Source organism: Bradyrhizobium sp. WSM3983 (genome assembly GCF_000473045.1).
Taxonomy (GTDB): domain Bacteria; phylum Pseudomonadota; class Alphaproteobacteria; order Rhizobiales; family Xanthobacteraceae; genus Bradyrhizobium.
This window is the reverse complement of the sequence record NZ_AXAY01000001.1, coordinates 447736-472162: the sequence shown is the minus strand read 5'-3', so window position 1 is coordinate 472162 and position 24427 is coordinate 447736. Positions and strand designations below refer to the sequence as shown.

Genomic DNA, 24427 nt, shown 5'->3' with positions numbered 1-24427 from the left:
CGCAACTATTTTTCGCTGTTGCGGGGCGCGGGTTTCGAACCGACGATGTCGGTCAGCCGGATCCGGTCGAACTCGCTCCAGACATTCGCCAACCAATGCCGGACATAGCCGCGCAGCACGAAGGAGTAGTTGGCGGCATCGTCGTTGATGCCCTTGTTGGCGACGAATTTCAGGAACGGAACGGAGGACACCTCGACTTGCTCATAGGCCATTTCGTTGAGCTTGGGGATGGTCAGCTCGGTCGCATCCTTGATGCGGTGGAAGTAGGAATTGTAGGTCGACTGGTCCCACTGGAAGAACTGGGTGTCGTTGATGAAGTTCTTCACCAGGAAATATTTCGCGCCGGTCATGAAGCCGGCGGTCTCGGCGATTTCGTCGAGCGAAGCGATCGACGGGCCGAGGATGTGGAACACGGCGAAGGTGATCTGGCCGGCCTTGGCAGCGTCGAGAAAACCAATGTCCCGCAAAGAGGCGAGAGCCGGCGAGAGCAGGCCGGCGCGGACGTCGATCACGGTCACCGACGGGCTCGTCGCGTTGAGCGTATCGAAGATCTTCATCTGGTCGGCCGTCGTCGTCATGTCGACGATCTCGGTGATGTCAGGGTGGAAGCGCTTTAGCGTTCCGCGCGGCGACTCCGTGTCGAAGGCGCGTGTCGGCACGTTGTTGGCGGAAAAATAATCGAGCAGAGTGCGCGAGACCGTGGTCTTGCCAACCCCGCCCTTGTCCGCGCCCACCACAACCACTGCCGGCTTTGCCATTGCTGTCCCCTAACGCGCCCCCGATCGCGAGGTCGCAATCGGCCGGGCCCCAAATCGATGTCCCAAGGATGTCCCAAGTCTGCTGTTGGGCGCGAACATGGCAGAAACAAGGGAGAATTCAATTCCTCGGCATGCCGTGGCGGCAATTCCCGAAGTTTTTCCAGATCGCTGTGAAATCGGCCGCCGAGGGCAGACAAATCACGCGCTTAGTGGCGGCCCCACGGACCCATGGGATTGCCGATCGGGTTGCCTAAAGGATTGCCGGCTGCGGTTCCGGAGGGGCTCGGCGCGGGGACGGGCGGTGGCGTGGCCCCGCCGCCTGCATCGTTCCAGGGACCCTGCGGCAGCGGCGGCGAGGCCTCCTGCTGATCGGCCTGTGCCTCAGGCTCGTCCGCGGCGGGCTGTTCCGTCTCGTCGGCCGGTGGCGGCAGTGGACCGGGATCGCGGCCGCCGGCGAATTTGACCAGCGCGTCGACGCGGGACTGCACCGAGGGGTGGGTCGCGAACAGATCGGAAAAGCCTTCGCGCGGATTGTCGAGACAAAGCTCCATCACCGCGGAGGTCGCGCCGGGCAACTCACCGCGGCCTTCGATCTTGCGCAGCGCCGAGATCATGGCATCGGGATTCTTGGTCAACTCGACCGAGCCGGCATCGGCCAGATATTCGCGCGAGCGCGACAGCGCCAGCTTGACCACCTGCGAGACCAGCCAGGCCACCACGATCAGCACGACCGCAATAATGATGACCACGATGGCGCCGCCGCCGGAGCTCTTGCTGTCGCTCGACGACGAGGACGATCGCGACGACGAGGAGGAACCCGACGACCACGAACCGCCGGAGCTCCAGCTCAAATTGGTGAACAGGCGGAAGAACAATTCGCCGAAGAAGCCGACCACGCCGGCGATGATCACGGCGACCACCATCAGCTGCACGTCGCCGTTCTTGATGTGGGTGAGCTCGTGGCCGAGGACCGCCTCGATCTCCTGGTCGTTCAGCGCCTTCAGGAGACCGGTGGTGACGGTAACCGCATATTGCCGCGGATTGAGGCCGGTCGCGAACGCGTTCAGCGCCGGACTGTCCATGATCTTCAGCTTCGGCATGGTGATGCCGCGCGAGATGCAGAGATTTTCCAGCAAATTGTAGAGCCGCGGTTCCTCCTGCCGGGTGACGTCATGGCCGCCGGTCACCGCGTCGATCATCGACTGGTGGAAGAAATAGGCGATGATGATCCAGGCAACCGACGCGATCGTCGCAAAGGGAAAGGCGACGATGAGGTCGTGGAAGGCGCGGTTCAGATAATAGGCGACGGTCTCGTTGCCGTTGATGACGACCTCGGCGACCAGCGCGCCGGCATAGACCAGCACATAGACCAGTGCGAACAGGCCGGCGAGCAGCAGCATCGAACGAAACTTGTTCGAGGCGATGTGCGTGTAGAGACCATACGCGGCCATGACGCGTTGCCCTGCCGGTCTATCGGCTCAGATCAGAATTTCACCTGGGGCGCGGCCTCGACCTCGGCGCGGCTCGCGCCCAGATCGAAGAAGTCCTTCCTGGTGAAGCCGAACATGCCGGCGAACAGAGCGGCGGGCATCTGCTGGATGCCGGTGTTGTATTCCTGGACCGCATTGTTGAAGAAGCGGCGGCTCGCCGCGATCTTGTTCTCGAGGTCGGAGAGCTCACTGGCGAGCTGCTGGAAATTGGCGTTGGCCTTGAGGTCAGGATAGGCCTCCGACAGCGCGATCAGCCGGCCGAGCGCGCCGGAGAGCTGGTTCTCGGCGGCGGACACCTGCGCCGGCCCCTGCGCCGACATCGCCGAGTTGCGCGCCTTGATGACGTCGTCGAGCGTGCCGCGCTCGTGCGAGGCATAGCCCTTCACCGTCTCGACCAGGTTCGGGATCAGGTCATGACGCTGCTTGAGTTGCACGTCGACATCGGCAAAGGCCTGGCTGACGCGCTGGCCCAGCGCCACCAGCCGGTTGTAGGCGCTGAAGGCGAACAGCACGAGGACGACGATGACGCCGAGAACGATCCAGCCGGTCGACATGGAGAACTCCTGAAGGGGAATTGGGGCGGACAGCGTAAACCAAAATGGGGCCCGGGCGAGAGCCCCGCGCGGAGCAAAGGTAAGACTTGGTCGGATCGGGAGCCATCCGAGTTCAAGCGAAAAGCCTGGAACGAGGTTAACTTTCGGACAGGACGGCATCACCCCAGCGCCAGCGACGGGCGCCGGCATAGGCGGCCTTGTCGCGGCGCGCGACCTTCGCGAGCTCGACGCTGTGCTCGGTGCAGAGCTTCGCCGCGATCTCGGCCTTGCCGACATCCGGCGGCGCCAGCACGCGGGCGGCGCGCGTGGCGGGCGGCGTGCGCGTCAGGGCAACGTAAATGTAGCGTTCGTCCTCGAACGGCACCTCGGCGCCCTTGATCTGGCGGTGCGCTTGCGAGCGGGGCAGGCGCTGGTTGAAATGGCACCAGTCGGGCGCGATGAGCGGGCAGGGCTTTTCGTGCGGGCAAGGCGCAGCGACGAAGGCGCCGGTCGCAATCAGTTGCTGGCGCAGCGCGAGGATGCGCGCATAGCCGGCCGGCGTGCCGGGCTCGATCACGACCAGCGCGTGGCGCGCCTTCGTCCACATCGTCTCTGCGAGCTTGCGCTGGTCGGCCTCACCGAGTTCGCCGATGATGTAGCTCGCAACGACGAGATCGGCTTCCGAGACCTCGGCGAGGCTGCTGGCGGCATCGCCCGGCAGATAGCGGCAATCAGAGAGGCGCGAGCTGTCGCGCGCCAGTTCGAGCGCGAGCCGGCTCAGCGTGGCATTGGCATCGAGCAGCGTAAAATCTTGCAGCGAGGAGAACGCCTCCGCCGCGGCCCAGCTTGCGGTGCCCGGGCCGGCGCCGACGTCGAGCAGCGTTGCCGGGGCGAGATCTGGCGCGATCTCGACGAGTGCATTCAGGCTTGCGGCGACGGCGGCGTAGGTGGCCGGCATGCGCGCCAGCGCATAGGCGAGCGCATCGGCTTCCGACTTGATCGTGCCGGAGCCGCCGCCGGCGCGATAGGTGGTCGAGATTTTCTGCGATCGCTGTGCGGCGTCGGTGCGCGAGAAGCCCTGCAGCCTGGCGTCGAGTGCGGCTTTGAGTTCGGCGGGGAGGGTGGGGGCTATCATGGTTGCCTACCGTCGTTCCGGGTTCTCGCTCTGCGAGCCCGGAATGACGGCAGAGATATCACGCCACGTTCTGGTCGAGAATGTCCACCGCCTCTGACAGGCTCACCGACACGAGCTGGGAGACGCCGCGCTCGGCCATGGTGACGCCGAACAGCCGGTTCATCCGCGCCATCGTGATCGGGTTGTGCGTGATGATGACGAAGCGGGTGTCGGTCGAGCCGGTCATTTCGTGCAGCAGGTTGCAGTACCGTTCGACGTTGTGGTCGTCGAGCGGCGCGTCGACTTCGTCCAGCACGCAGATCGGCGAGGGGTTCGTCAAGAACACCGCGAAGATCAGCGCCATCGCGGTCAGTGCCTGCTCACCGCCCGAGAGCAGCGACAGCGTCTGCGGCTTCTTGCCCGGCGGTTTTGCGATGATTTCGAGACCGGCTTCCAGCGGGTCGTCGCTCTCGATCAGGTGCAGCGCGGCTTCGCCGCCGCCGAACAGCTCGACGAACAGGCGCTTGAAGTGGTTGTTGACGACCTCGAACGAGGTCAAGAGCCGCTCGCGCGCTTCCTTGTTGAGGCTCTGGATGCCCTGGCGCAGCCGCTTGATGGCTTCGACGAGGTCGTCGCGTTCGGTGACCAGGCCGGTGTGCTGGGTTTCGACCTCGCGCAGCTCTTCCTCGGCGCGGAGGTTCACGGCGCCCAGGCGCTCACGGTCGCGGCGCATTTTTTCGAGGTCTTCCTCGATGTCATGCAGCGGCGGCAGCTCCGCGCCGGGCTCGAGCTCGGCGAGGCCGGCGACGGCCTGCGGCTCGACCTCGAGCATGTCGCGGATTTCGCGCTCGATGTCCTCGAGCCGGCGCCGCGAACCTTCCATGCGCTCCTCGGCGCGGGCGGTCGCCTCGCGCGAGCTGGAGAGCGCCTCGAGGGTTAGCTTGGCGACGCGATCGGTCTCGGCCATCGCGGTCTCCGCGGCGGCGAGCGCGTCGGCAGCCATACGGCGGTCGTTCTCGGCGTACTCGATCTCGGTGATCAGCGCGCTGCGCTTCTCGGCGAACACGGCCGGCGCGTTTTCGAGATCGCTGCGCTCGATCGAGACCTCGGTGATGCGGGTCTGGATGGTGTCGATGTGGGAGGCCGCGCTCTCCTTGCGGTTCTGCCACTCGGTGCGCTCGGCGAGGATCGCCTGCACGCGGCGGTCGGCGAGCTCGGCCTCGCGCGCCAGCGCCTGCGCCTCGGCGCGAACCTGGGCGGCCATGCGGCGATGGCCTTCGATGTCGCTGCGGACCGCGGCGAGGCGGGTCTCGGTGTCCTCGCTCGACGGCAGCTCGCTGATGCCGGCCTCGGCGTATTCGTAGGCGGCCTCGGCCTCGGCGCGGTCTGCGGCGAGACGGCTGTGCGCTTCCGACAGCGTCGCCTTGCGCGCGGCGTGGCGGCTGATCTCGCGCTCGGCGGCAGCATGGCGCTCACGCGCGACGTTCAGTTCGCGCTGTGCGGCGCGCCAGGCTTCGCGGCTGGCACCCTCGGTGCTGGCCGCCATCTGCAGTTCGGACTCGGCATTCTCCAGCGCCTGACGCTTGATCTGCGCGTCGATGCGGGCCTGCTCCAGCTCGTTCTCGATATCGACGAGGCGGGCGCGCTCGGCCAGGCGCCGCGCGGCGCCGGTGGGCGCGTGAGCGGCGGCGACGAAGCCGTCCCAGCGCCAGACGTCGCCCTCGGGCGAAACCAGCCGCTGGCCGGTCTTGAGCTGCGAGACCAGCTCGGCGCCACGCTCGCGCGGCACCACGCCGATCTGCGCCAGGCGCCGCGTCAGCTCGGCCGGGGCCTGAACGTGGTTGGCGAGCGGGGTGACGCCTTCGGGCAATTCCGGATCGCCGTCGGTGACGCCGGCATTGGTCCAGCGCATCGGCGCGGACGGATCGACCGGCGCGTCGAGATCGTCGCCGAGCGCGGCGCCGATGGCCTTTTCAAAGCCCTTGTCGACTGTGATGCCGTCGATGATCGGCGGCCACAGATTCTTGGTCTCGCCGTTGACGATTTTTGAGATCGTGCGCGCCTCGGTATCGAGCCGCTGCACGCGCTTGTCGGCTTCGACCAGCGGCGAGCGTGAGGATTCCAGGGTCTGGCGGGCGGCGACGTGCGCGGCTTCGCTCGCCTGCGCTGCAGCTTCGGAGGCTGCCAGCGTCTGCTCGGCGGTCTCGACCGTTGCGGTCAGCTCGTCGAGATCGCCGAAACCGCCGGTCTCGTCGGCAAGCTTCTGCTCTTCCGCTGCGACATTGGTGATTTCCTGGTCGAGCCGGGCAAGCTTGTCGCGGTGGGTGCGGACGTTGGCTTCGAGTTGATTGCGCTTGGCGGTGAGGTCGGCGAGCGCGGTGGTGAGCTCGGCGAACTGCTGCTCGGTTTCGGTCAGCACCGCCTCGGCCTCGCCGACGCGCTCGTCGACGCCGGAGCGCTTCTCGACGCGCGACTTGATCTCTTCCTTCAGCTCGGCATCTTCGCTGTCGAGCCGCTGCAGCGCGACGTCGGCGTCCATGGTCTGCTGCTGGGCGCGCGCGATGTCGCCTTCGAATTGGGCGAGGCGGCGTTCGAGCTCGGCGACGCGCTCCTTGGCGCGTTCTTCCTCGCGGTCGAGCAGCTCGCGGGCATTGGTCAGGCGCTGAAGCCCGGCTGCGGCGCGCGCTTCGGCATCGCGCAGCGCCGGCATTTCGGCGGCGCGGATCGCCTGGATACGGGCGGCTTCGGCCTGGTGCTGGGTGCGCTCGGCCATCTCGCGCACGGCGAGATCGTGGGTCTGGCCGGATTCGTTGACGTCGGCGTGGGCGCCGATCCAGCGCAGATGGAACAGTGTGGCCTCGGCCTTGCGCACCTTGGCTGCGACTTCGCGATAGCGCACGGCCTGACGGGCCTGCTTCTTCAGGCCTTCCATCTGGCCTGCGAGCTGGCCGATCACGTCCTCGACGCGGGTGAGATTGGTTTCGGCGGCCTTCAGCCGCAGCTCGGCTTCATGGCGGCGGGCGTGCAGACCGGCGACACCGGCGGCGTCTTCCAGCACGCGGCGGCGCTGCTCGGGCTTGGCCTGGATGATTTCGCCGATCTTGCCCTGGTGGACGAGGGCGGGCGAACGCGCGCCGGTGGCGGCATCCGCAAACAGGATCTGCACGTCGCGGGCGCGGACGTCGCGGCCGTTGATGCGATAGACCGAGCCCGCTTCGCGCTCGATGCGGCGGGAGATTTCGAGCAGCTGGCTGTCGTTCATCGCCGCAGGCGCAGTGCGATCGGCATTGTCGATCGTCATCGTCACTTCGGCGTGGTTGCGCGCGGGACGGTTGCCGGAGCCGGCGAAGATCACCGCGTCCATGTCAGCGGCACGCAGCGACTTGTACGAGGTTTCGCCCATCGCCCAGCGCAGCGCCTCGACAAGATTCGACTTGCCGCAACCGTTGGGTCCGACCACGCCGGTCAAGCCGGGCTCGATGACGAAGTCCGTGGGCTCAACGAAAGACTTGAAGCCGTGAAGGCGCAGGCGGGTGATCTTCATAAACACGCATCTCTGTTGGCAGGCGCGAATCCCCCTGCCGGGACAATACCATGGAAGGCAATGTCACTCTCTGGGTGAGTCGCGCGAGGCGCCTCATGCGGCGGACAATGGCCGCGGTGCGCCGCGAGGGCAACCTGCGAAAGCCGCTTTTCCCAAGGGATTTATGCCGGGAAAGCTACGGCTTTCGAGATGCGAATCAGGATCTTGACGAGCGAATCAGCTCTTCAGCAGCGGATTGATCTTCTTCGCGAATTCCTCGAACGAGGTCTCGCCCTTGATCTTCTCGCCGTTGATGAAGAACGTCGGCGTCGAATCCACTTTCAGCACGTCGCTGGCATATTTCTGGTCGGCGGCGATCTTGTCGAGCAGCGCCTGGTCCTTCAGACAGGCTTCCACCTGCTGCTGGGTGAGGCCGGCCTGCTTGCCGATCCGCGTCAGCGTTTCGGTGGTGTTCTTCGTCACCCAGTCGTTCTGCTGGCGGAACAGCATGTCGGTGACCGCAAAGTATTTCGGCGCGTCGCCATTGGCGATGCAGCGCGACAGCATCGAGCCGGCCGCGGCCTTGATGTCGAGCGGGAACTCGCGGAAGATGTAACGCACCTTGCCGGTGTCGATGTATTCCGACTTGATCTTGGGGAACACCTGCTCGTTGAAAGCCGCGCAATGCGGGCAGGTCATCGAGGCGAATTCGGTGATGGTGACGGCGGCGTCCTTGGAGCCCAGCGCCATGTCGGGCAGCGACACCGGCTTGGCGACATCGCCGGCACCCTGCGCCATGGCTTCAGGGATCATGGCTTCAGAGATGAACCGCAGCGGCGAGAGCCCGGCGAGCGCGGCAAGACCGGTCAGCGACAGCATCGTGGTGAAGGCGCGGCGGGTGATGATCAAGGTCGGCTCCCGAATTGGCGTGGTCTCGCGCCCTGAGGCTCATATGAAGGTTCCCGGGCGGCCTGTCGCTAGCTTGAAACGTGGTTTGAGGCAATGGCGAGCGGCAAGGACAGGTCCAGATTAGCGCTGGAATGAGGCTCAATTTCGCTTGATGGCGGCCCCGAGCCGCGCCAGCGCCGTCTTCAATTCTTCATCTTCGATATCCCCCAGGCTCTCCGCCACCTTGGCGACGGCCTTGGGGTCCGGCGGGCCGGGCCGCACCGGGCGCCGGGGGCGCGCCAAGGGCGCCTGGCGGAAGGCGAGCTTGCCGACCGCGCTCCAGCCGAAGAAGCGGTTGACCCGCTCGAGGATCACGTCGGCCGAGTGCTGGATCTCCAGCGCCATCGGGCCCTCGACCCGCAGCACCAGCGTCGCCGGTTCCTGCGGCTGGCCCTCGACCGGCCGCGGCCATTGCATCTTCAGCGGCTCGGCATGGGCGGCGATCTCGGGCCCGGCAATCTGCGCCCACCGCGTCACCAGCTCGCGCGCCGCAAAACCCTGCTTGGCATAGGCCTCGGCAAAGACGTCGTTGAGCAGGATCCCGAGCGGCTTTGCGCTGATGGGGCCGGGTTTGGGTGGGAATTTGGACATGGGCCCTTATAGCACTCCGGCGCGTGAGCCACAGGCTCCTCGCTGCGAAGAAAGACGTGGATGCCCGCGACGAGCGCGGGCATGACGTGGAGAGGTCGGTTCGTTGTCGTTACAGTAAGAGCATGAGCCCCAAATCAGTCCTGAAGGCGAAATCGGAACCCAGGCGGCCGGAGACCTTGTCGCGCCCAGTCGTGCTGCTTGCCTGGTACGACCGGCACCGCCGCAGGCTGCCGTGGCGCGCGGCGCCCGGGGAGACGTCGGATCCCTATCGCGTCTGGCTGTCGGAGATCATGCTCCAGCAGACCACGGTGAAGGCGGTCGGGCCCTATTTCGGAAAATTCGTCGCGCGCTGGCCGGACGTCACGGCGTTGGGAAGCGCCTCGCAGGATGACGTGCTGCGGATGTGGGCCGGGCTCGGCTATTATTCGCGCGCACGCAACCTCTATGCCTGTGCGGTGGCCGTGACGCGCGAGCATGGCGGTGTCTTCCCCGATACGGAGGAAAGTTTGCGGGCGCTGCCGGGCATCGGGCCCTACACGGCAGCGGCGATTGCGGCCATCGCGTTCGATCGCCACACCATGCCGGTCGATGGGAATATCGAACGCGTGGTGTCGCGCCTGTATGCGGTCGAGGAGGAATTGCCGCAGGCAAAACCGCTGATCCAGCAACTGGCGGCGACGCTGCTGGCCAACTCCCGCGCCGGCGACAGTGCCCAGGCGCTGATGGATCTCGGCGCTTCGATCTGCACGCCGAAGAAGCCGGCCTGCTCGCTATGCCCCCTGAACGAGGATTGCACGGCGCGCGCGCAGGGTACGCAGGAGACATTTCCGCGCAAGGCGCCGAAGAAGAGCGGGACATTGCGGCGTGGCGCCGCCTTCGTCGTCACGCGCGGTGATGAGCTGCTTGTCCGCTCAAGGCGTGAAAAGGGATTACTCGGCGGTATGACCGAGGTGCCGGGTTCCGACTGGCTCGCCGGACAAGAGGATACGACGGCAAAACAGCAGGCGCCGTACCTAAAAGGGCTGTCGCGCTGGCAGCGCAAGCTCGGTGTGGTCACCCACGTCTTCACGCATTTCCCGCTGGAGCTTGTGGTCTACACCGCGAAGGCCGAAGCCCGCACGCGCGCCCCCGAGGGCATGCGCTGGGTGCCGATCGCGACGCTCGCCGACGAGGCGCTGCCCAGCGTGATGCGCAAGGTGATCGCGCACGGATTGAGCCTCTAGCCCTCGCTCCTGCTGACACTAGCCTGTCAGCAGCCTTGCGTTATGTACGAGCGGTAACGGAGGTTCCACATGATCAAGACCGCGCTTGACAACTTTCCAAGGCCGCCCTGCGCCGAACTGTTGGGGTGGCGCCTGCTCGATGCCCGTCCCGAGGAGGGCTGGATCAAGCTCGGCTTCGAGGGCAAGCCCGAATTCTGCAATCCGGCCGGCTTCATCCAGGGCGGCATGCTCTCGGCCATGCTCGACGACACCATGGGCCCCGCTGTGCTCGTAATGAGCGAGGGCCGACTCTACACCACCACAATCAGCATGACCGTGAATTTTCTGGCGCCCGCCAAGCCCGGCCCGATCATCGCCGAGGCGACGGTGACGCAACTCGGCAAGACGATCGCGTTCGTCGAGGCGAAGCTGATGGCCGAGGACGGCACCGTGCTCGCGACGGCGAGTGCGACCGAGCGGCTGCTGGAGGCGGCAAGGGTGGTGCGGTAGTCTAGCCGCGCACGCGGCGTCCCTGCACGCAGGGCTTATACAGCGCTTGTAGCGCCTTGCCGCGCAGCAAGATGAGTTGCGGCCTCAACCCGCCGCGCGCCGCGATCCAACGCTGCACCGGCCCGGGATACATGGAGTACAGGTAGTTGGTGGCGTCAGGGTTGGTAATTGTCCTTCCCTTCCGACCGAAATCCCAAGCAGCGTGGAAGCCGAGAGCGGCCTTCGAGGTCACGCAGATTTTGTCAGCGGCAACTGCACCGAGAACGATGGTGCACGACGAGGCACAAAGTCCATCGATGATTACGGTCTCTCCGGACGTGCGCAGGCGCTGATATCTGTCAACGTAGGTGTCGATTAGCCCGCCACGATCGCCGGCGATCCGTATCGCCGCATGACTTGCGTGCATTTCGGCCAGCAAGATAGCCGCCGCAAGCAACTCTGCCCGGAACTTCATGATCGCGGCCTCGGTTATTGGCGTCTATCGGATGGACAAGTTCTCTCGCATTCAAGGACTGGCGTAGATCAAAGCGCACGAGCGAACGGTTGCGACCGCTCATGGTCTTCAACCTCGGCCTGAAAGCGCAGGACCATCCCGGGGGCGTTGAAACCGACAGGCATTGATCTAGGTCAATTGGACATGCAGGGCGTGCCAAATGATGGCGTAAGTGCCTGTCCCGTTGACGGCATCACCCTGCGGATAGAATGGCACTCCAACGACGGGAGAACGCCCATGTTTCGATATGCTTTAGTTGGCCTGGCCGCAGCCGCTCTTGTCGGCGCAAGCCTTGTTCCCGATGACGCACTCGCCCGTGGTGGCCGTGGAGGAGGTGGCGGCTATCGCGGTGGAGGAGGATTTCACGGAGGAGGCGCTCACTACAGGGGCGGTGCCGTTCACGCTGGTCGCTACGGCGGCCGCGCTTACGTCTCCCGGCCGATATAGCAAGGCACCCTGTAGCGCGCACAGCGGCGCGTAGAGGCGTCTACCGGGGAGCGGCATACGGAGCCGCAGCAGTAGGAGTCGGAGCGGCAGCGGCAGGTGCATACGGCTACTACAACAACCGTTGCTACGATGCCTACGGCAATTGGGTGTGTTCCGGACAGTATGGATATTGATGGGCCGTGACGCATGCGGGGCGGCTGGACCACTCTTACCGCCCCGCTTGTCTGTTTAAGCCCTAGCCCTGTACCAATCGGCCAGTTCGTCAGCCAATGTCACGAGTTGCACGTCCGTCGTCAACGCGGCGCGATCAAGCGCTCGCGCGCTTCGCATCCCCACTGACGATCGGCGGCTTGGCGTTCAGAGCCTCGACCTGGAATCCCGCAACGCGCTTGTAGTTCGCGGCGATGTCTTCCAGCTCCTTCTGCGACAGCACGTCAGTGACGATCTTGTAGCCATCCGGCGCGCGTTCTTCGACGATTTGCATCACCTGCTCGGGGCCGTTCTTGCGGTTGAGCAGCACGAGGTCGGTGGTCGCAGGCCGCCGCTCTGCTTCATACGCCAGCAGCGCTGCCCGCGTCGGCCCGTGCGCCAAAATCTCGCGCGTGATGGTGCGGGCATCGAGGATCGCCTGCGACGCTCCGTTCGAGCCGATCGGGTACATCGGGTGCGCGGCATCGCCCATCAGCGTGACCTTGCCAAAGGTCCATTGCGAGACCGGATCTCGGTCGACCAGCGGATATTCATAGGCGTGCGGGCAGTTCCTGATCAGGCCGGGCACGTCGAGCCAGTCGAACTGCCAGCTCTCGAACCAGGGCAAGAACTCTTCCAGCCGCGCGGTGCGGTTATAGTCCTCGCGGCGCCACTGATAGGTCGGCGGCATGTGGCGCTCGGCGACCCAGTTGATCAGATGGTTGCCAGCGGCATCCGGTTCTTTCGAGATCGGATAGCAGACGAATTTCAGGATCTCGTGGCCCGCCATGATCATGGTGCGGCCGGTCAGGAAGGCCTTTGACGGCGTCACGCCGCGCCAGAGGATGCGGCCGTTCCAGATCGGCGGGCCCTCGTCGGGATAGAGCTTTTCTCGCGCGGCGGAATGAATGCCGTCGGCGGCGATCATGATCACGCCTTCGTAAGTCCCGGCAGCCTTGCCGGTCGCCCGATCGATGAACTCGGCGCGGACGCCGTTCGCCGTTTCGGTCCAGCCGGTCAGATGATGGCTGGTGAGGATGTTGTCGCGGCCGAGCCGCTCGACCGCGGTGTCGAGCAGCAACTGCTGCAGCGTGCCGCGATGAATCGAGAATTGCGGCCATTTGTAGCCGGCTTCCAGCCCGCGCGGCTCGCTCCAGATCGGCTTGCCATGCTTGGAGAAATGGGCGAGCTCGCGGGTGCGCACGCCGCTGGCATCCAGCTTGCCCATCAGCCCGAGCTCGATCAGCTCGCGCACCGCATGCGGCAGCACATTGATGCCGACGCCGAGCGGCTTCAGGTCCGAGACGCTCTCGAACACCTTCACGGGAATGCCGATTCCGTGAAGGCTGAGCGCAAGCGCCAGCCCGCCGATGCCGCCGCCGGCGATGAGTACCGTCATGACCAAACCCCTCCAATTGCTGGCGTCTTGGCACAACCGAGCCGCGATGGGCAACTGCGAAGAGCAAGGGCATTGAGAACGTCGTGCTATGGACCTGGCGGCCCGCAGCCGTTAATTTCCAATTTTCCCATGAGGTCCGACATGCTCAAGCTCTACTACGCCACCGGCACCTGCGCGCTCGCCACCTACATGACCCTGGAGGAGGCCGCCGCCGACTACACGGCCGAACGGCTCAGCTTCAAGGATAATCAGCAGAACCGCCCGGATTATCTCGCGATCAATCCGAAGGGCCGCGTGCCGGCGCTGGTGACCGATCGTGGCGTCCTCACCGAGACGCCTGCGATGCTGGCCTACATCGCGCAAACCTTCCCCAAGGCGAAGCTCGCGCCGCTCGACGATCCCTTCGACTTCGCCCAGGTGCAGTCGTTCAATTCCTATCTCTGCTCGACCGTGCACATCAACCATGCCCACAAGATGCGCGGCGCGCGCTGGGCGACGCAGGAGAGCTCGTTCGCCGACATGAAGGCGATGGTCCCGAAGACCATGGGTGCCTGCTTCGCCTTGATCGAACAGAAAATGTTCAAAGGCCCCTGGGTGATGGGCGACCAGTTCACGATCTGCGATCCCTACCTCCACACGCTCTCGCACTGGCTCGAAGGCGACAGCGTCGACATCAACGCGACGCCGAAGATCGCGGACCATTTCAAGCGGATGTCGGATCGGCCGGCGGTGCGCAAGGTGATGGACGCGCAGAAGGCGTAGCGGCGCTCGAAGCTTTTGTAGGGTGGGCAAAGGCGCAAAGCGCCGTGCCCACCATCTTTCGACGAATGCGATCGGGAATGGTGGGCACGCTCCGCTTTGCCCACCCTACGGGAGTTTGCGCTTGGCTTGCTCCAACTCCCGCCCCGTCTCCAGCATCAGCCGCCGCAGCCAGATCGACCCTGGGTCCATCTGCGCCCGCGTCGGGTAGAATAGGAACTGCTCGTCTATCCCCGGATCGAGCGGCGGCGTCACCGTGACGAGCCCGAACTGCTTTGACAGCGCCGCGATCAACCGGCGCGGCACGAAGGCGACGAGGTCGGTGCGGGCGGCGACGTGCAGTGCTTCGAGATAGCCCGACACCACCAGCGAGATGTGCCGCTCGATGCCCTTGGTGCGCAGCCAGGCGTCGATCAGATCCTCGCTATTGCCGCGGATGATCACGCCGACATGGCGCGCGGCGAGGAACGCCTCGTGCCGCTTCAGCTTTGCGCCCACGGGATGGCCGCGCCGCACCGCCAGCGCGTCGCTGTCGGTGTAGAGCAATTGGCGGTGAAAGCCCTTGAAGGCGTTGCCGATCGAGATGACGAGGTCGATGGTGCGGGCGAACTCGGCGTGGAAGATCGCCGAGCCCCGCCACGGCACAACGTCGATGCGGACGTTCGGCGCAAGGTGCGTCACCTTCTCCATCAAGGGCGGCATCAACAGCTCGACCGCGAGATCCGGCATCATAAGGCGGAATGGCCGCTCGCTGCGCGCGGCGTCGAACTCGTCGGGCACGAACAGCCCGCGAATCTGGTCGAGCGCCTGCGCCAGCGGCGCGCGCAGCGCGTGCGCGCGCGGCGTCAGCTCCATCCGTGCGCCGGTGCGTACCAGCAGCGGGTCGCCAAAGATGTCGCGCAGGCGTTGCAGCGCGTGGCTCGTGGCCGGCTGCGACCGCCCGATGCGCATGGCGGCGCGGCTGACATTGGCCTCGCGCAGCAGCGCGTCGAGCGCGGTCAATAGATTGAGGTCGAGCGAATTCAAATTCATGAGGTGAATAGATATCATATCCGCTATCGATTTGAAGAATTCTCGTCAGGCAGCGATGCTTTCCGTGTTGCCACCAAACGGAGATGCCGCCGTGAGCGCGAGCGCCAACAAGAAACTGATGCAGGATATTTTCGCCGCCGCCGCCAGCCCCGACCCGGCTGTGCGCGACCGCTCGCTGTTCACCGCCAGCCTTGCCGACGACGCCAAATGGATCGTCACCGGGCAATATTCGTGGTCGCGCACCTTCACGGGGAAAGACGCGATCCTCAACGATCTGCACGGCTATGTGCGCATCCGCCTGCGCGACCGGACGCGCACGGTTGCCGAGCGCTTCATTGCCGATGGCGACATCGTCGTGGTGGAGGCCAAGGGCGACAACGTCACCCCCGAGGGCGTGCGCTACGACAACGACTATTGTCTGGTGTTTCGGATCGAGGACGGCAAGATCAAGGAGATCCGGGAATATTGCGACTCGGTCCTGACCGAGAAGGCGCTGGGGCCGTTTCCGCAGCCGGCTGTGAGGGCCGCGCGCTGAGCGGATTGAGTGGCGTCACGCGCCCTTTGCAGCGATCTGCATATTGCTGCGGGCTGTGCGACAATACCGCAACTGCCGATTATATCAGCAGGCCTCGTGCCCGCTGATGCGCGCAGGCGCGAAGAATTTGAAGGTTCAATTAACGAGTGTCCCGCATTGTATCGCGGTGCAGCGTGAGTCGCTCGAGGAGTGATGCGCGGCTGCCGGGGTGGCCGTGACGATCGCCGGAGTTATGCGTCCGCCCGAATTCACATGCATCTGGGTGGAAGTGGGAATGCCGAGTTTTCGTTTGCGGATCAGGGGCCGTCTCTATGCCGGCTTCATGGCGCTGGTCGTGGTTGGTCTCGTGATGGCGGTGGTCGCCATCTGGAATTTGCGGTCCGTGCAGGACCAGGTCGCCAAAGCCTCGGCATTTTCGGACAGCACGGCGCGGGTCCTGGAGATATCGACCCATCTCCAGGCGATCCAGCGGGCCAATCTGCGCTACATCTACGACGCCAATGAGTCCGCGATGCGGGAGGCCTCGGAGCGGGAGACAGCGGCGACCGAGCTGTTGCAGGTCGGGGCCAAGGGCACGCTCTCCGAGGAGCGGCGCAGGCTTTACAACGATCTGATCGCCGACATCGCGAAAATGAGGGTCCTGCGCGACAATCTCGGCGACGCCGTCAACGAGGCGCGGACCGGCAAGGCGACGCTGCTGCCGAGCGGCGACGAGCTGACCGTCAAGATGAACAAGCTGGTCGACGTGGCGCGTGCGGCCGTCGACGAAGACACCGCGTCCCTCGTCGCGGACCTCGAATCCCGGCTGCTGCTCGTTCAGATCGCAAACTGGCGCTTCCTGGCCCTGCGCGATACCAAGGGTCCTGCCAACTTCAGGACCAATGTGGACAGGGCGTCCCAGCGCCTCGCAGCGCTCGAAAAGAGCCCGCAGGCGACGGAATTGCGCGCCACGCTGGCGCCGGTGAAGACCTCGCTCGGAATCTACAAATCAGCGTTCGAGACCACGTCGGCCGCGATGCTCCAGGCCGATGAGATCTACCACAAGAGCCTCGCGCCGCTCATCGTCGACAGCATCGCCAAGCTCAAGGTCGCCGAGACCGCCCTCAAGAAGGACTACAAGGACTCGCGCAGCCAGGCCGAAGCCACGATCGACGGCACGACGTCCATGCAGGAGATCGTGGGTGGGGTGGCCACCCTGTTCGGATTGATCGTGGCCTTCCTGATCGCCCGCAGCATCGTCGGGCCGCTGACCTCGATGACGCGCGCGATGGCCGCGCTGGCCGGTGGCGATCTCGTGGTCGAGATTCCCGGACGCGGCAAGGCGGACGAGATCGGCGACATGGCCAAGGCGATCGACGTGTTCAAGACCAACATGATCGACACCGAGCGCATGCGCCACGAGCAGACCGAGATCGAGGCGCGGCAGGCCGAGGACCGCAAGAAGGACATGGTCCGGCTCGCCGACCAGTTCGAGCAGGCGGTCGGCGAGATCGTCGACACCGTGTCGTCGGCCTCGAGCGAGCTCGAGGCTTCCGCGGGCACGCTGACGGCGACCGCGACGCGCGCCCAGGATCTGTCGACGGAGGTCGCCTCTGCGTCGCAGGAGGCGACCGCCAACGTCCAGGCCGTCGCGTCCGCCACCGAAGAGCTCTCTTCCTCGGTGAGCGAGATCGCGCGCCAGGTCCAGGAATCCGCGCGTATTGCCAGCGAAGCCGTGGGGCAGGCGACGAAGACCAACGCCCGCGTCAGCGAGCTCTCCAAGGCTGCTGCCCGCATCGGCGACGTGGTCGAGCTGATCAGCACCATCGCCGGCCAGACCAATCTGCTGGCGCTGAACGCCACCATCGAGGCGGCGCGCGCGGGCGAAGCCGGCCGCGGCTTTGCGGTGGTCGCCTCCGAGGTCAAGGCGCTGGCCGAGCAGACCGCGAAGGCCACCGGCGAGATCGCCCAGCAGGTCTCCGGAATCCAGGCTGCGACGGAAGAGTCGGTTGGTTCGATCCGGGAGATCAGCGGCACCATCGAGCGGCTGTCGGAAATCTCCTCGACAGTTGCCGCCGCCGTGGAGGAGCAGGGCGCGGCGACGCAGGAGATTTCTCGCAATGTCCAGCAGGCCGCGCACGGCACCCAGCGGGTCTCGACCAATATCGGCGATGTCCAGCGCGGTGCCTCCGACACCGGCTCGGCGTCCTCGCAGGTGCTGTCAGCGGCGCGCTCGCTGTCGGCCGACAGCAATCGGCTGAAGCTCGAGGTCACCAAATTTCTCGAGTCGGTCCACGCCGCCTAAAAGCAAAAGGCCACGCGCATGCGCGTGGCCTTTCATCGCAGCGGGATGTGATCAGGCCACTTTCGTCGTCATGTGCCCGAACATGTTGCGGCGGGCCTCGTCGTCCATCTCGGCCTTGAAGGTGAACTTGTCCTTCAGGGCGGTCGCGCGCGCAGCCGCCGGCCGCGCCGAGATCTCGTCGACCAAGCGCTTCACATTCGGGTAGCGCGCAAAGGCGTCATCGCCGAGCTTGAACGGCACCATCCGCGCCCAGCCCCACAGTGCCATGTCGACGATCGAATAGCTGTCGCCGACCATGTAGCTGCGGCCGTTGAGGTGATCGTCAAGAATCTTGTAGTGGCGATCGGTCTCGTACTGATAGCGGTTATGGGCGTAGTCGTGGTTCTGGTCCTTCGGCGCAAAATGCTTGAAGTGCACGGCCTGACCCGAATACGGCCCGACGCCGGTCGCGACGAACATCAGCCAGGACAGCAGTTCAGCGCGGTTGGCGGGCAGGAACTTGCCGGTCTTCTCGGCGAGATAGAGCAGGATGGCGTTCGAGTCGAACACGATCGTGCCGTTGTCGTCGATCGCGGGCACCTTGGCGTTCGGATTGATCTTGAGAAACTCCGGCGTGAATTGCTCGCCCTTGCGGGTGTCGATCTTCACCGGCTCGAAAGCCAGGCCAGCCTCCTCGAGGAACAGCGCGACCTTGGTCGGGTTCGGCGATCCGTTGAAATAGAATTTGAGCATCGGACGTCTCCCAAGTGTGGGTGCAAGTGTGGGTGCAAGTGTTGGTGGCCGAGAGCGAACGCAGCATCATGGCTGCGAGGCGGTCTTCTCTTGCCTGAACCTTGCCGGGGAGAGCAACCGGCGAGTTTGCCGTGCGGCATCTGCACGCCGCGCAGATCGGCCGGCGTAACAATGGCCGATCGCCGTCGTAATGGCAGGTTCAGCTCCGGCTGATGGATGCTTCCGACAAATTGGTCGCACGCCTGGCACCGTGAGGCGACGCGTCGACGAGGCTGCGCAGCCAATTCAACCGGAATAGAGCAAGCCGATCACGGCGATGACGATCATTCCGGCGCCGACAGCGTCGAGCCGCATCGCGAGCCGCGTTGCGGCGCGCATGTTGGACGCCTGCGCCGTGCGCTCCGACCTCCGCGCATAGCCGTGGACGATGACGTCGTGGTTGAAAGCGTCGTGAGCCTCATTGCTGCTGGCAAGGCCGACGCAGATCATCAGCATGCCGAAGATGGCGAGGCCGAAAAATCCGAGCAGGGCGATCAGGAACATCGGAAACATGCCGACCAGAAAGATCGGCAGCAGCGGCACCAGCAGCAATGTCTCGGACTGTCGTCGCATGGGACCAGCCGGTCGGACGGGCACTGACCCCTTAATCTAGTCCTGACTGGCGCGTCATTCAAGAAGCCGTAGGGTCGGCAAAGGCGCGGAGCGCCGTGCCCACCGACCTTCTTGCAGCTATCGAGATGGTGGGCATGCTTCGCTTTGCCCGCCCTGCGAGATCGCGATCGGAGCCGGATTTACTCCGCCATGCCGGCGCGGATCTCGGCGCGGAGCTCGTCGATCAGCTTGAGACCCTTCTTGGTTTCGACGTGCCAGAAGGTCCAGCCGTTGCAGGCCTGTGCGCCTTGCGCCACCGCGCCCATGCGGTGGATCGAGCCGACCTTGTCGCCAAACATGATGGCGCCGTCGGCACGGACCAGCGCGCCAAGCTTCTTCTTGGCGTCGAACAGCTTGGTGCCGGGCATGATCATGCCGCGCTCGATCAGCTCGGAGAACGCCACGCGCGGTGCTTCGCGCGCGGTCATGAACGGGGCGAGGCTTTCTTCCGACAGCGGCTCGACCGCGGCGATGCGCGCCTGGGCCGCCCTGGCGTAGGTCTTGTCGCGCTCGAAGCCGATATAGGAGCGGCCGAGGCGCTTGGCGACGGCGCCGGTGGTGCCGGTGCCGTTGAAGGGATCGATCACGAGATCGCCGGGCTTCGACGACGACAGCAGCACGCGTGCGAGCAGGCCTTCCGGCTTCTGCGTCGGATGCACTTTCTTGCCGTCGGCGCCCTTGAGGCGTTCCTCGCCGGTGCAGAGCGGGATCAGCCAGTCGGAACGTGCCTGCACGTCCTCATTGGCCGCCTTCAGCGCTTCGTAATTGAAAGTATAGCCCTTGGCCTTCTCGTCGCGCGCGGCCCAGATCATGGTCTCATGCGCGTTGGTGAAGCGGCGGCCGCGGAAGTTCGGCATCGGGTTGGTCTTGCGCCACACGATGTCGTTCAGGAGCCAGAAGCCGAGGTCCTGCATGATCGCGCCGACGCGGAAGATGTTGTGATAGGAGCCGATCACCCAGATCGTCGCCGACGGCTTCATCGCGCGGCGCGCGGCCAGCAGCCAGGCGCGGGTGAAATCGTCATAGGCGGAAAACGAATCGAACTTGTCCCAGTCGTCGTTGACGGCATCGACATGGGATTCGTCGGGGCGCTTGAGATCGCCCTTGAGCTGGAGATTGTAGGGCGGATCTGCGAACACCAGATCGACCGAACCAGCCTGAAGCTTCGACATCTCGGCGACGCAATCGCCGAGGATGATGCTGTGCGAAGCGGACTCGAAATTTGTGCGGGGCGCCCTTGCAGACGCCCCGCGACGCGACACTACCATGACTCAAGAACTCTGACTCAGGCGACGCTGTCGGCGACGCGGGACCAAACAACCGACTGACCGTTACAATGAAGCGGCAAAGTAAAAATCGACTTAACCCGCTGCTTTCGTGAGCAGACCGCGCATCGCGTGTTGCGCGCGACTGGCTGCGCGCGTTTGCCGTGTTTTACAGTGTGTTTCGCGCTTCTTCGCGTTGCGGGAGTGGCCGGAGCTGCAAAAGACTCCAAAATTCTCTCGGAAAAAAATGCATGGCCCTCGGAAAAAATTGCTCGTGCGACGGCGCCGTCGCACTAGGCAATTTTTGCCGACCACGATATTGATAAAGGCAGCGGAAATTTTACGTATGTGGCGAGTTGGGCTTTCGCGTTTCTGCGCCGCCCAGTTGACGCCATCAAGCACTTGAGGGAAGCCCGCCATGCGCTACGATGATTTCCGCCGCAGCGACGACATCGAGGATCGTCGCGATGACGGCGGCGGAGGGTTCGGCGGCGGTGGAGGGGGCGGCGGGTTCGGCCTCCCGATGGGCGGCGGCGGTCTCGGCATCGGCACCATCATTGTGCTCGGCCTGGTCGGCTATGCCTTCGGCATCGATCCGCGCGTCCTGATCGGCGGCGCCGAGATCCTTACCGGCGGCGGCCAGGCGCCGAGCTACCAGAGCGACCGCCCGTCTTCCCAGGCCAAGCGCGGCGCGCCGACCGATGAGATGGGCAGCATGATCTCCGGCATCCTCGGCGAGATCGACGACCGGTGGAGCGAGATCTTCCAGGCCAGCGGCCAGTCCTACACCGGCCCGAAGGTCGTGCTGTTCCGCAACGCCACCAATGGCGGCCGCTGCGGCCGGGCCGAGTCGGCGATGGGTCCGTTCTATTGTCCGCCGGATCGCACCATCTTCCTCGACACCTCGTTCTTCCGCGAGGTCGAGACGCGCTTCCGTGGCTGCTCCGGCAAGTCCGCGTGCAATTTCACCACCGCCTACATCATCGCGCATGAGGCCGGCCATCACATACAGAACCTGCTCGGCATCATTCCGAAGGTGACGCGACTGCAGCAGCAGGCCGGCAGCAAGGCCGAGGCCAATGCGCTCCAGGTGAAGGTCGAATTGCAGGCCGACTGCCTGTCCGGTGTCTGGGTCAATCGCGAGTCGAAGAAGCGTCCGAACTTCCTCGAAACCGGCGACATCGACGCCGCTCTGACCACCGCGAGCGCGATCGGCGACGATACGCTGCAGCGTCAGGCCACGGGGCGCGTCGTGCCTGATTCCTTCACCCACGGCTCGGCGGCGCAGCGCAAGCAGTGGTTCATGACCGGCTATCAGCAGGGCACGGTCCAAGCCTGCAACACGTTCGGCGGCGGGGGACCGTAGAAGGTCTCGTGCCCCGGACGCAGCGCAGCGCTTCTTCAGCGGTGCGCTGCAGAGCCGGGGCCCATCTTTCCGGTCTCACGCAACTGGGTCCCGGCCCTGCGGCGCACCGCTAGCGCGCTGCACCGCGTCCGGGACACGAGAGGATAAAGAAATGGCCCCCATCGACGAAACCAGACAATTCATCCCGCTCAACATCGCGGTGCTCACCGTTTCCGACACCCGCGCGCTCGCGGATGACAAGTCCGGCCAGACGCTCGCCGACCGCCTCACAGCGGCCGGCCATCATCTCGCCGCGCGCGAGATCGTCACCGACGATGTCGAGGCGATCCGCGCCGTTATCCGCCGTTGGGTCGCCGACGCCAGCGTCGACGTCGTCATCACCACCGGCGGCACGGGCTTCACCGGGCGCGACGTGACGCCGGAGGCGATCGAGCCGCTGTTCGAGAAGCGCATGGATGGTTTCTCCATCGCCTTCCACATGCTGAGCCACGCCAAGATCGGCACCTCGACGATCCAGAGCCGCGCCACCGCGGGCGTGACAGGCGCGACCTACATCTTCTGCCTGCCCGGTTCGCCCGGCGCCTGCCGCGATGGCTGGGACGGCATCCTCGCCGCCCAGCTCGACTACCGCACGCGCCCCTGTAATTTCGTCGAGATCATGCCACGGCTGGACGAGCATCTGCGACGGCCGAAAGCGCAGGGCGCAACGGTGTGAGCGCTTGCGGGATCGTCAGAGATCCCACTCCCAGCTCAGGCCAACCAGTATCGTAGGGTGGGCAAAGCGAAGCGTGCCCACCACTTCTGTCGCAATGCTGGATCGGTGGGCACGGCGCTGACGCGCCTTTGCCCACCCTACGATTCCAGACTCGCGGAGAGAGACCCGTCACCCAGATGAGTTCGCGTCTTCTGACGGCGCTGCCCTCTCCCACAAGGGGCGAGGGCACATTCATGCGCATCTCGCTCGTTGCGAAATGATCAGAGATCCCGCTCCCAGGTCTCGCCAACCAGATCGGCACCGAAGCTGTGGTGTTTCTCTTCCTTCACCAGCTTGAATCCTGCGCTCTGATAGATGCCGCGTGCGGCGACCAGAATGCTCTGCGTCCATAGCGTCATGCGGCTGTAGCCTCTCTCGCGCGCGCCCTGGATGCATTGCTCGACCAGCGCGCGGCCGACACCGAGCCCGCGCGCTTTCTTCTCCACCTGCAACAGGCGGAGTTTTGCGATCTCGTCCGTGGCCTTGACCAGAAAGATCGAGCCTACCGGCTCGCCATTGACTTCCGCGATCCAGCAATGCTCGCGCGCGGGGTCGTAGTTCTTGATGAACTGTGCGCAGATCTCGGCGACCAGCGCCTCGTAGCTGATGTCCCAGTTGTAGTCCGCGGCATAGGCGGCGGCTTGCCGGGAAATGACCCAGCCCATGTCGCCGATGCGATGGCTGCGCAGCACAACGGCCGCGGGCTGGCTCTGGCGTTGCTCCAGCACGGTCTCAATGGTCGCCATGGCCTGCGTCAGCCGCGTTGCATCGCTGGTCGAAAGTTGAGCCAGCATTGCGGCGACCTCGTTTTGCGAGCTCAGGCTCAGCTTGGCGAAGGTCTGGCGGCCCTTGGCGGTGAGGCTGAGCTGGTATTGCCTGCGATCTGCGGGCAGAGGCGTTCGTGTGATCAGCCCCTTTTCGTCGAAGCTTTGGACGATGCGGCTGAGATAGCCGGGGTCGAGACCAAGCTCGTTTCCGATCTCTTTGGCCGCAAGGTCGTCGCGATGCGCGAGCTCATAGAGCACGCGGGCCTCGCTGAGCGAAAAAGGGCTATTTCCCAGGTGCTGGTCGAGCACACCGAGCTTGCGGGTATAGAAGCGGTTGAAGGCGCGAACCGCCGCGATCTGGTCGCCGGCACCGTCGATTGGCATGGGACACCTCAATAATTGCCATTGTCAAATAATTATTTGACTTTGGCAAGTATATGGCGGCCTCACCCGACCATGACGATCCGGCTGCGCAGCAGCGTTCGGGAGGAGCGGCCGAGCCGCCGCATCAGCCGTGCCTCGGAACGGCGGGCCTGGGGTGGGTAGCCGCCGATCCGGTCGTAATGATCACGCGCGATCAAAAGCCCCTGGTCGCCGAGAGGGCCGACCAGCTTGCGCGCCACCGACCACATCACGTCCCGGAAGCCGGTATCAGAGTAAGGCGAACGGGCATAGCGGAACACGGCCGCGCGATCCCGGCCGCTGGCCGCGACGGCCTGGATGAACTGGGTGGTCTCGTCGATCCAGCCGGTGTCCAGCACTGCGCCGGCGGGGAGGAACATCAGCCAGGGCGAACGGGCCTGGAGCGCGCCGGCGGCCAGCGCCGCGCCTTGCGAAGACCCCTCGCAGCCGACGAAGCGGCAGCCGGCGACGTCGGCAACGCGTTCGATGACGCCGTTGCGGGTGCCGTCGACCAGCAAAACTTCCTTGATGATGCCCGCCGCGGCACCGGGTACCAGCGCGGCCAGAGTTGCGACCGCCGTCTGCTCGACGCCTTCGGTCGGAATGATGACGCTCAGCATGATTGAGACTTCGATGTCCACAATTCGGGAGAAGCGTAACTCGTTATGATGTTGTCATAAACA

22 protein-coding genes are annotated in these 24427 nt (G+C 65.0%); 7 read left to right on the top strand and 15 right to left on the bottom strand.

Features of this window, described 5'->3' with window-relative positions:
* Nucleotides 1-5: 5 nt before the first annotated feature.
* The 7 genes from YUA_RS0102275 to YUA_RS0102245 form a co-directional block, all read right to left on the bottom strand.
* Entirely contained in the window at nt 6-758 is a 753-nt protein-coding gene (locus YUA_RS0102275) for a hypothetical protein (RefSeq protein WP_027529187.1), read from the bottom strand.
* 206 nt (nt 759-964) lie between these two features.
* The gene (locus YUA_RS0102270) at nt 965-2209 is read right to left on the bottom strand and encodes a M48 family metallopeptidase (protein WP_027529186.1); all 1245 of its coding nucleotides are present in this window, start codon (nt 2207-2209) and stop codon (nt 965-967) included.
* 32 nt (nt 2210-2241) lie between these two features.
* Nucleotides 2242-2802, bottom strand: coding sequence for a LemA family protein (locus tag YUA_RS0102265; protein ID WP_027529185.1), 561 nt, complete (start codon nt 2800-2802; stop codon nt 2242-2244).
* A 136-nt stretch (nt 2803-2938) separates the two neighbouring features.
* A complete protein-coding gene (locus YUA_RS0102260) occupies nt 2939-3916 on the bottom strand; it encodes a small ribosomal subunit Rsm22 family protein (RefSeq protein WP_027529184.1) in 978 nt (325 codons plus the stop codon).
* A 58-nt stretch (nt 3917-3974) separates the two neighbouring features.
* On the bottom strand, nt 3975-7439 hold the full coding sequence (smc, locus tag YUA_RS0102255) for a chromosome segregation protein SMC (protein ID WP_027529183.1): 3465 nt from the start codon (nt 7437-7439) through the stop codon (nt 3975-3977).
* 216 nt (nt 7440-7655) lie between these two features.
* Nucleotides 7656-8327: a DsbA family protein gene (locus YUA_RS0102250; RefSeq protein WP_027529182.1), complete on the bottom strand. Its 672-nt coding sequence runs from the start codon at nt 8325-8327 to the stop codon at nt 7656-7658.
* A gap of 138 nt (nt 8328-8465) precedes the next feature.
* Nucleotides 8466-8957: a DUF721 domain-containing protein gene (locus YUA_RS0102245; RefSeq protein ID WP_027529181.1), complete on the bottom strand. Its 492-nt coding sequence runs from the start codon at nt 8955-8957 to the stop codon at nt 8466-8468.
* Nucleotides 8958-9079: 122 nt separating this feature from the next.
* Here YUA_RS0102245 and mutY point away from each other — a divergent pair, with 122 nt between their 5' ends.
* Nucleotides 9080-10180 (top strand): A/G-specific adenine glycosylase, encoded by a 1101-nt coding sequence (mutY, locus tag YUA_RS0102240; protein ID WP_027529180.1) that lies wholly within the window; start codon nt 9080-9082, stop codon nt 10178-10180.
* A gap of 69 nt (nt 10181-10249) precedes the next feature.
* On the top strand, nt 10250-10669 hold the full coding sequence (locus YUA_RS0102235) for a PaaI family thioesterase (RefSeq protein WP_027529179.1): 420 nt from the start codon (nt 10250-10252) through the stop codon (nt 10667-10669).
* A 1-nt stretch (nt 10670) separates the two neighbouring features.
* Here YUA_RS0102235 and YUA_RS0102230 read toward each other — a convergent pair whose 3' ends face one another.
* A complete protein-coding gene (locus YUA_RS0102230) occupies nt 10671-11123 on the bottom strand; it encodes a hypothetical protein (RefSeq protein ID WP_027529178.1) in 453 nt (150 codons plus the stop codon).
* 793 nt (nt 11124-11916) lie between these two features.
* Nucleotides 11917-13197, bottom strand: a complete 1281-nt coding sequence (locus YUA_RS0102220) for a flavin-dependent oxidoreductase (RefSeq protein ID WP_027529176.1) — start codon at nt 13195-13197, stop codon at nt 11917-11919.
* Between the two features lie 141 nt (nt 13198-13338).
* On the opposite strand from YUA_RS0102220, the gene YUA_RS0102215 reads away from it, so the two are divergent.
* Nucleotides 13339-13959, top strand: coding sequence for a glutathione S-transferase family protein (locus YUA_RS0102215; protein WP_027529175.1), 621 nt, complete (start codon nt 13339-13341; stop codon nt 13957-13959).
* Nucleotides 13960-14064: 105 nt separating this feature from the next.
* On the opposite strand, the gene YUA_RS0102210 is transcribed toward YUA_RS0102215, so the two are convergent.
* Nucleotides 14065-14988, bottom strand: coding sequence for a LysR family transcriptional regulator (locus YUA_RS0102210; RefSeq protein WP_027529174.1), 924 nt, complete (start codon nt 14986-14988; stop codon nt 14065-14067).
* Between the two features lie 91 nt (nt 14989-15079).
* Here YUA_RS0102210 and YUA_RS0102205 point away from each other — a divergent pair, with 91 nt between their 5' ends.
* Both YUA_RS0102205 and YUA_RS0102200 read left to right on the top strand, forming a co-directional pair.
* Nucleotides 15080-15523 (top strand): nuclear transport factor 2 family protein, encoded by a 444-nt coding sequence (locus YUA_RS0102205; protein WP_027529173.1) that lies wholly within the window; start codon nt 15080-15082, stop codon nt 15521-15523.
* A gap of 274 nt (nt 15524-15797) precedes the next feature.
* Entirely contained in the window at nt 15798-17807 is a 2010-nt protein-coding gene (locus YUA_RS0102200; protein ID WP_027529172.1) for a methyl-accepting chemotaxis protein, read from the top strand.
* A 51-nt stretch (nt 17808-17858) separates the two neighbouring features.
* On the opposite strand, the gene YUA_RS0102195 is transcribed toward YUA_RS0102200, so the two are convergent.
* The 3 genes from YUA_RS0102195 to YUA_RS0102185 form a co-directional block, all read right to left on the bottom strand.
* Nucleotides 17859-18539 (bottom strand): glutathione S-transferase family protein, encoded by a 681-nt coding sequence (locus tag YUA_RS0102195; protein ID WP_027529171.1) that lies wholly within the window; start codon nt 18537-18539, stop codon nt 17859-17861.
* A gap of 285 nt (nt 18540-18824) precedes the next feature.
* Complete coding sequence (locus tag YUA_RS0102190; RefSeq protein ID WP_027529170.1) at nt 18825-19151, bottom strand: hypothetical protein; 327 nt, start codon at nt 19149-19151, stop codon at nt 18825-18827.
* A gap of 179 nt (nt 19152-19330) precedes the next feature.
* Nucleotides 19331-20458, bottom strand: coding sequence for a site-specific DNA-methyltransferase (locus YUA_RS0102185; RefSeq protein ID WP_027529169.1), 1128 nt, complete (start codon nt 20456-20458; stop codon nt 19331-19333).
* Between the two features lie 415 nt (nt 20459-20873).
* Here YUA_RS0102185 and YUA_RS0102180 point away from each other — a divergent pair, with 415 nt between their 5' ends.
* The gene (locus YUA_RS0102180) at nt 20874-21821 is read left to right on the top strand and encodes a neutral zinc metallopeptidase (RefSeq protein WP_027529168.1); all 948 of its coding nucleotides are present in this window, start codon (nt 20874-20876) and stop codon (nt 21819-21821) included.
* 151 nt (nt 21822-21972) lie between these two features.
* On the top strand, nt 21973-22536 hold the full coding sequence (moaB, locus tag YUA_RS0102175; protein WP_027529167.1) for a molybdenum cofactor biosynthesis protein B: 564 nt from the start codon (nt 21973-21975) through the stop codon (nt 22534-22536).
* A gap of 260 nt (nt 22537-22796) precedes the next feature.
* Here the strand turns inward: moaB and YUA_RS0102170 are convergent, their stop codons facing one another.
* Both YUA_RS0102170 and YUA_RS0102165 read right to left on the bottom strand, forming a co-directional pair.
* The gene (locus YUA_RS0102170; protein ID WP_027529166.1) at nt 22797-23726 is read right to left on the bottom strand and encodes a helix-turn-helix domain-containing GNAT family N-acetyltransferase; all 930 of its coding nucleotides are present in this window, start codon (nt 23724-23726) and stop codon (nt 22797-22799) included.
* Between the two features lie 62 nt (nt 23727-23788).
* Entirely contained in the window at nt 23789-24364 is a 576-nt protein-coding gene (locus YUA_RS0102165; protein ID WP_027529165.1) for a glycosyl transferase, read from the bottom strand.
* Nucleotides 24365-24427 lie beyond the last annotated feature (63 nt).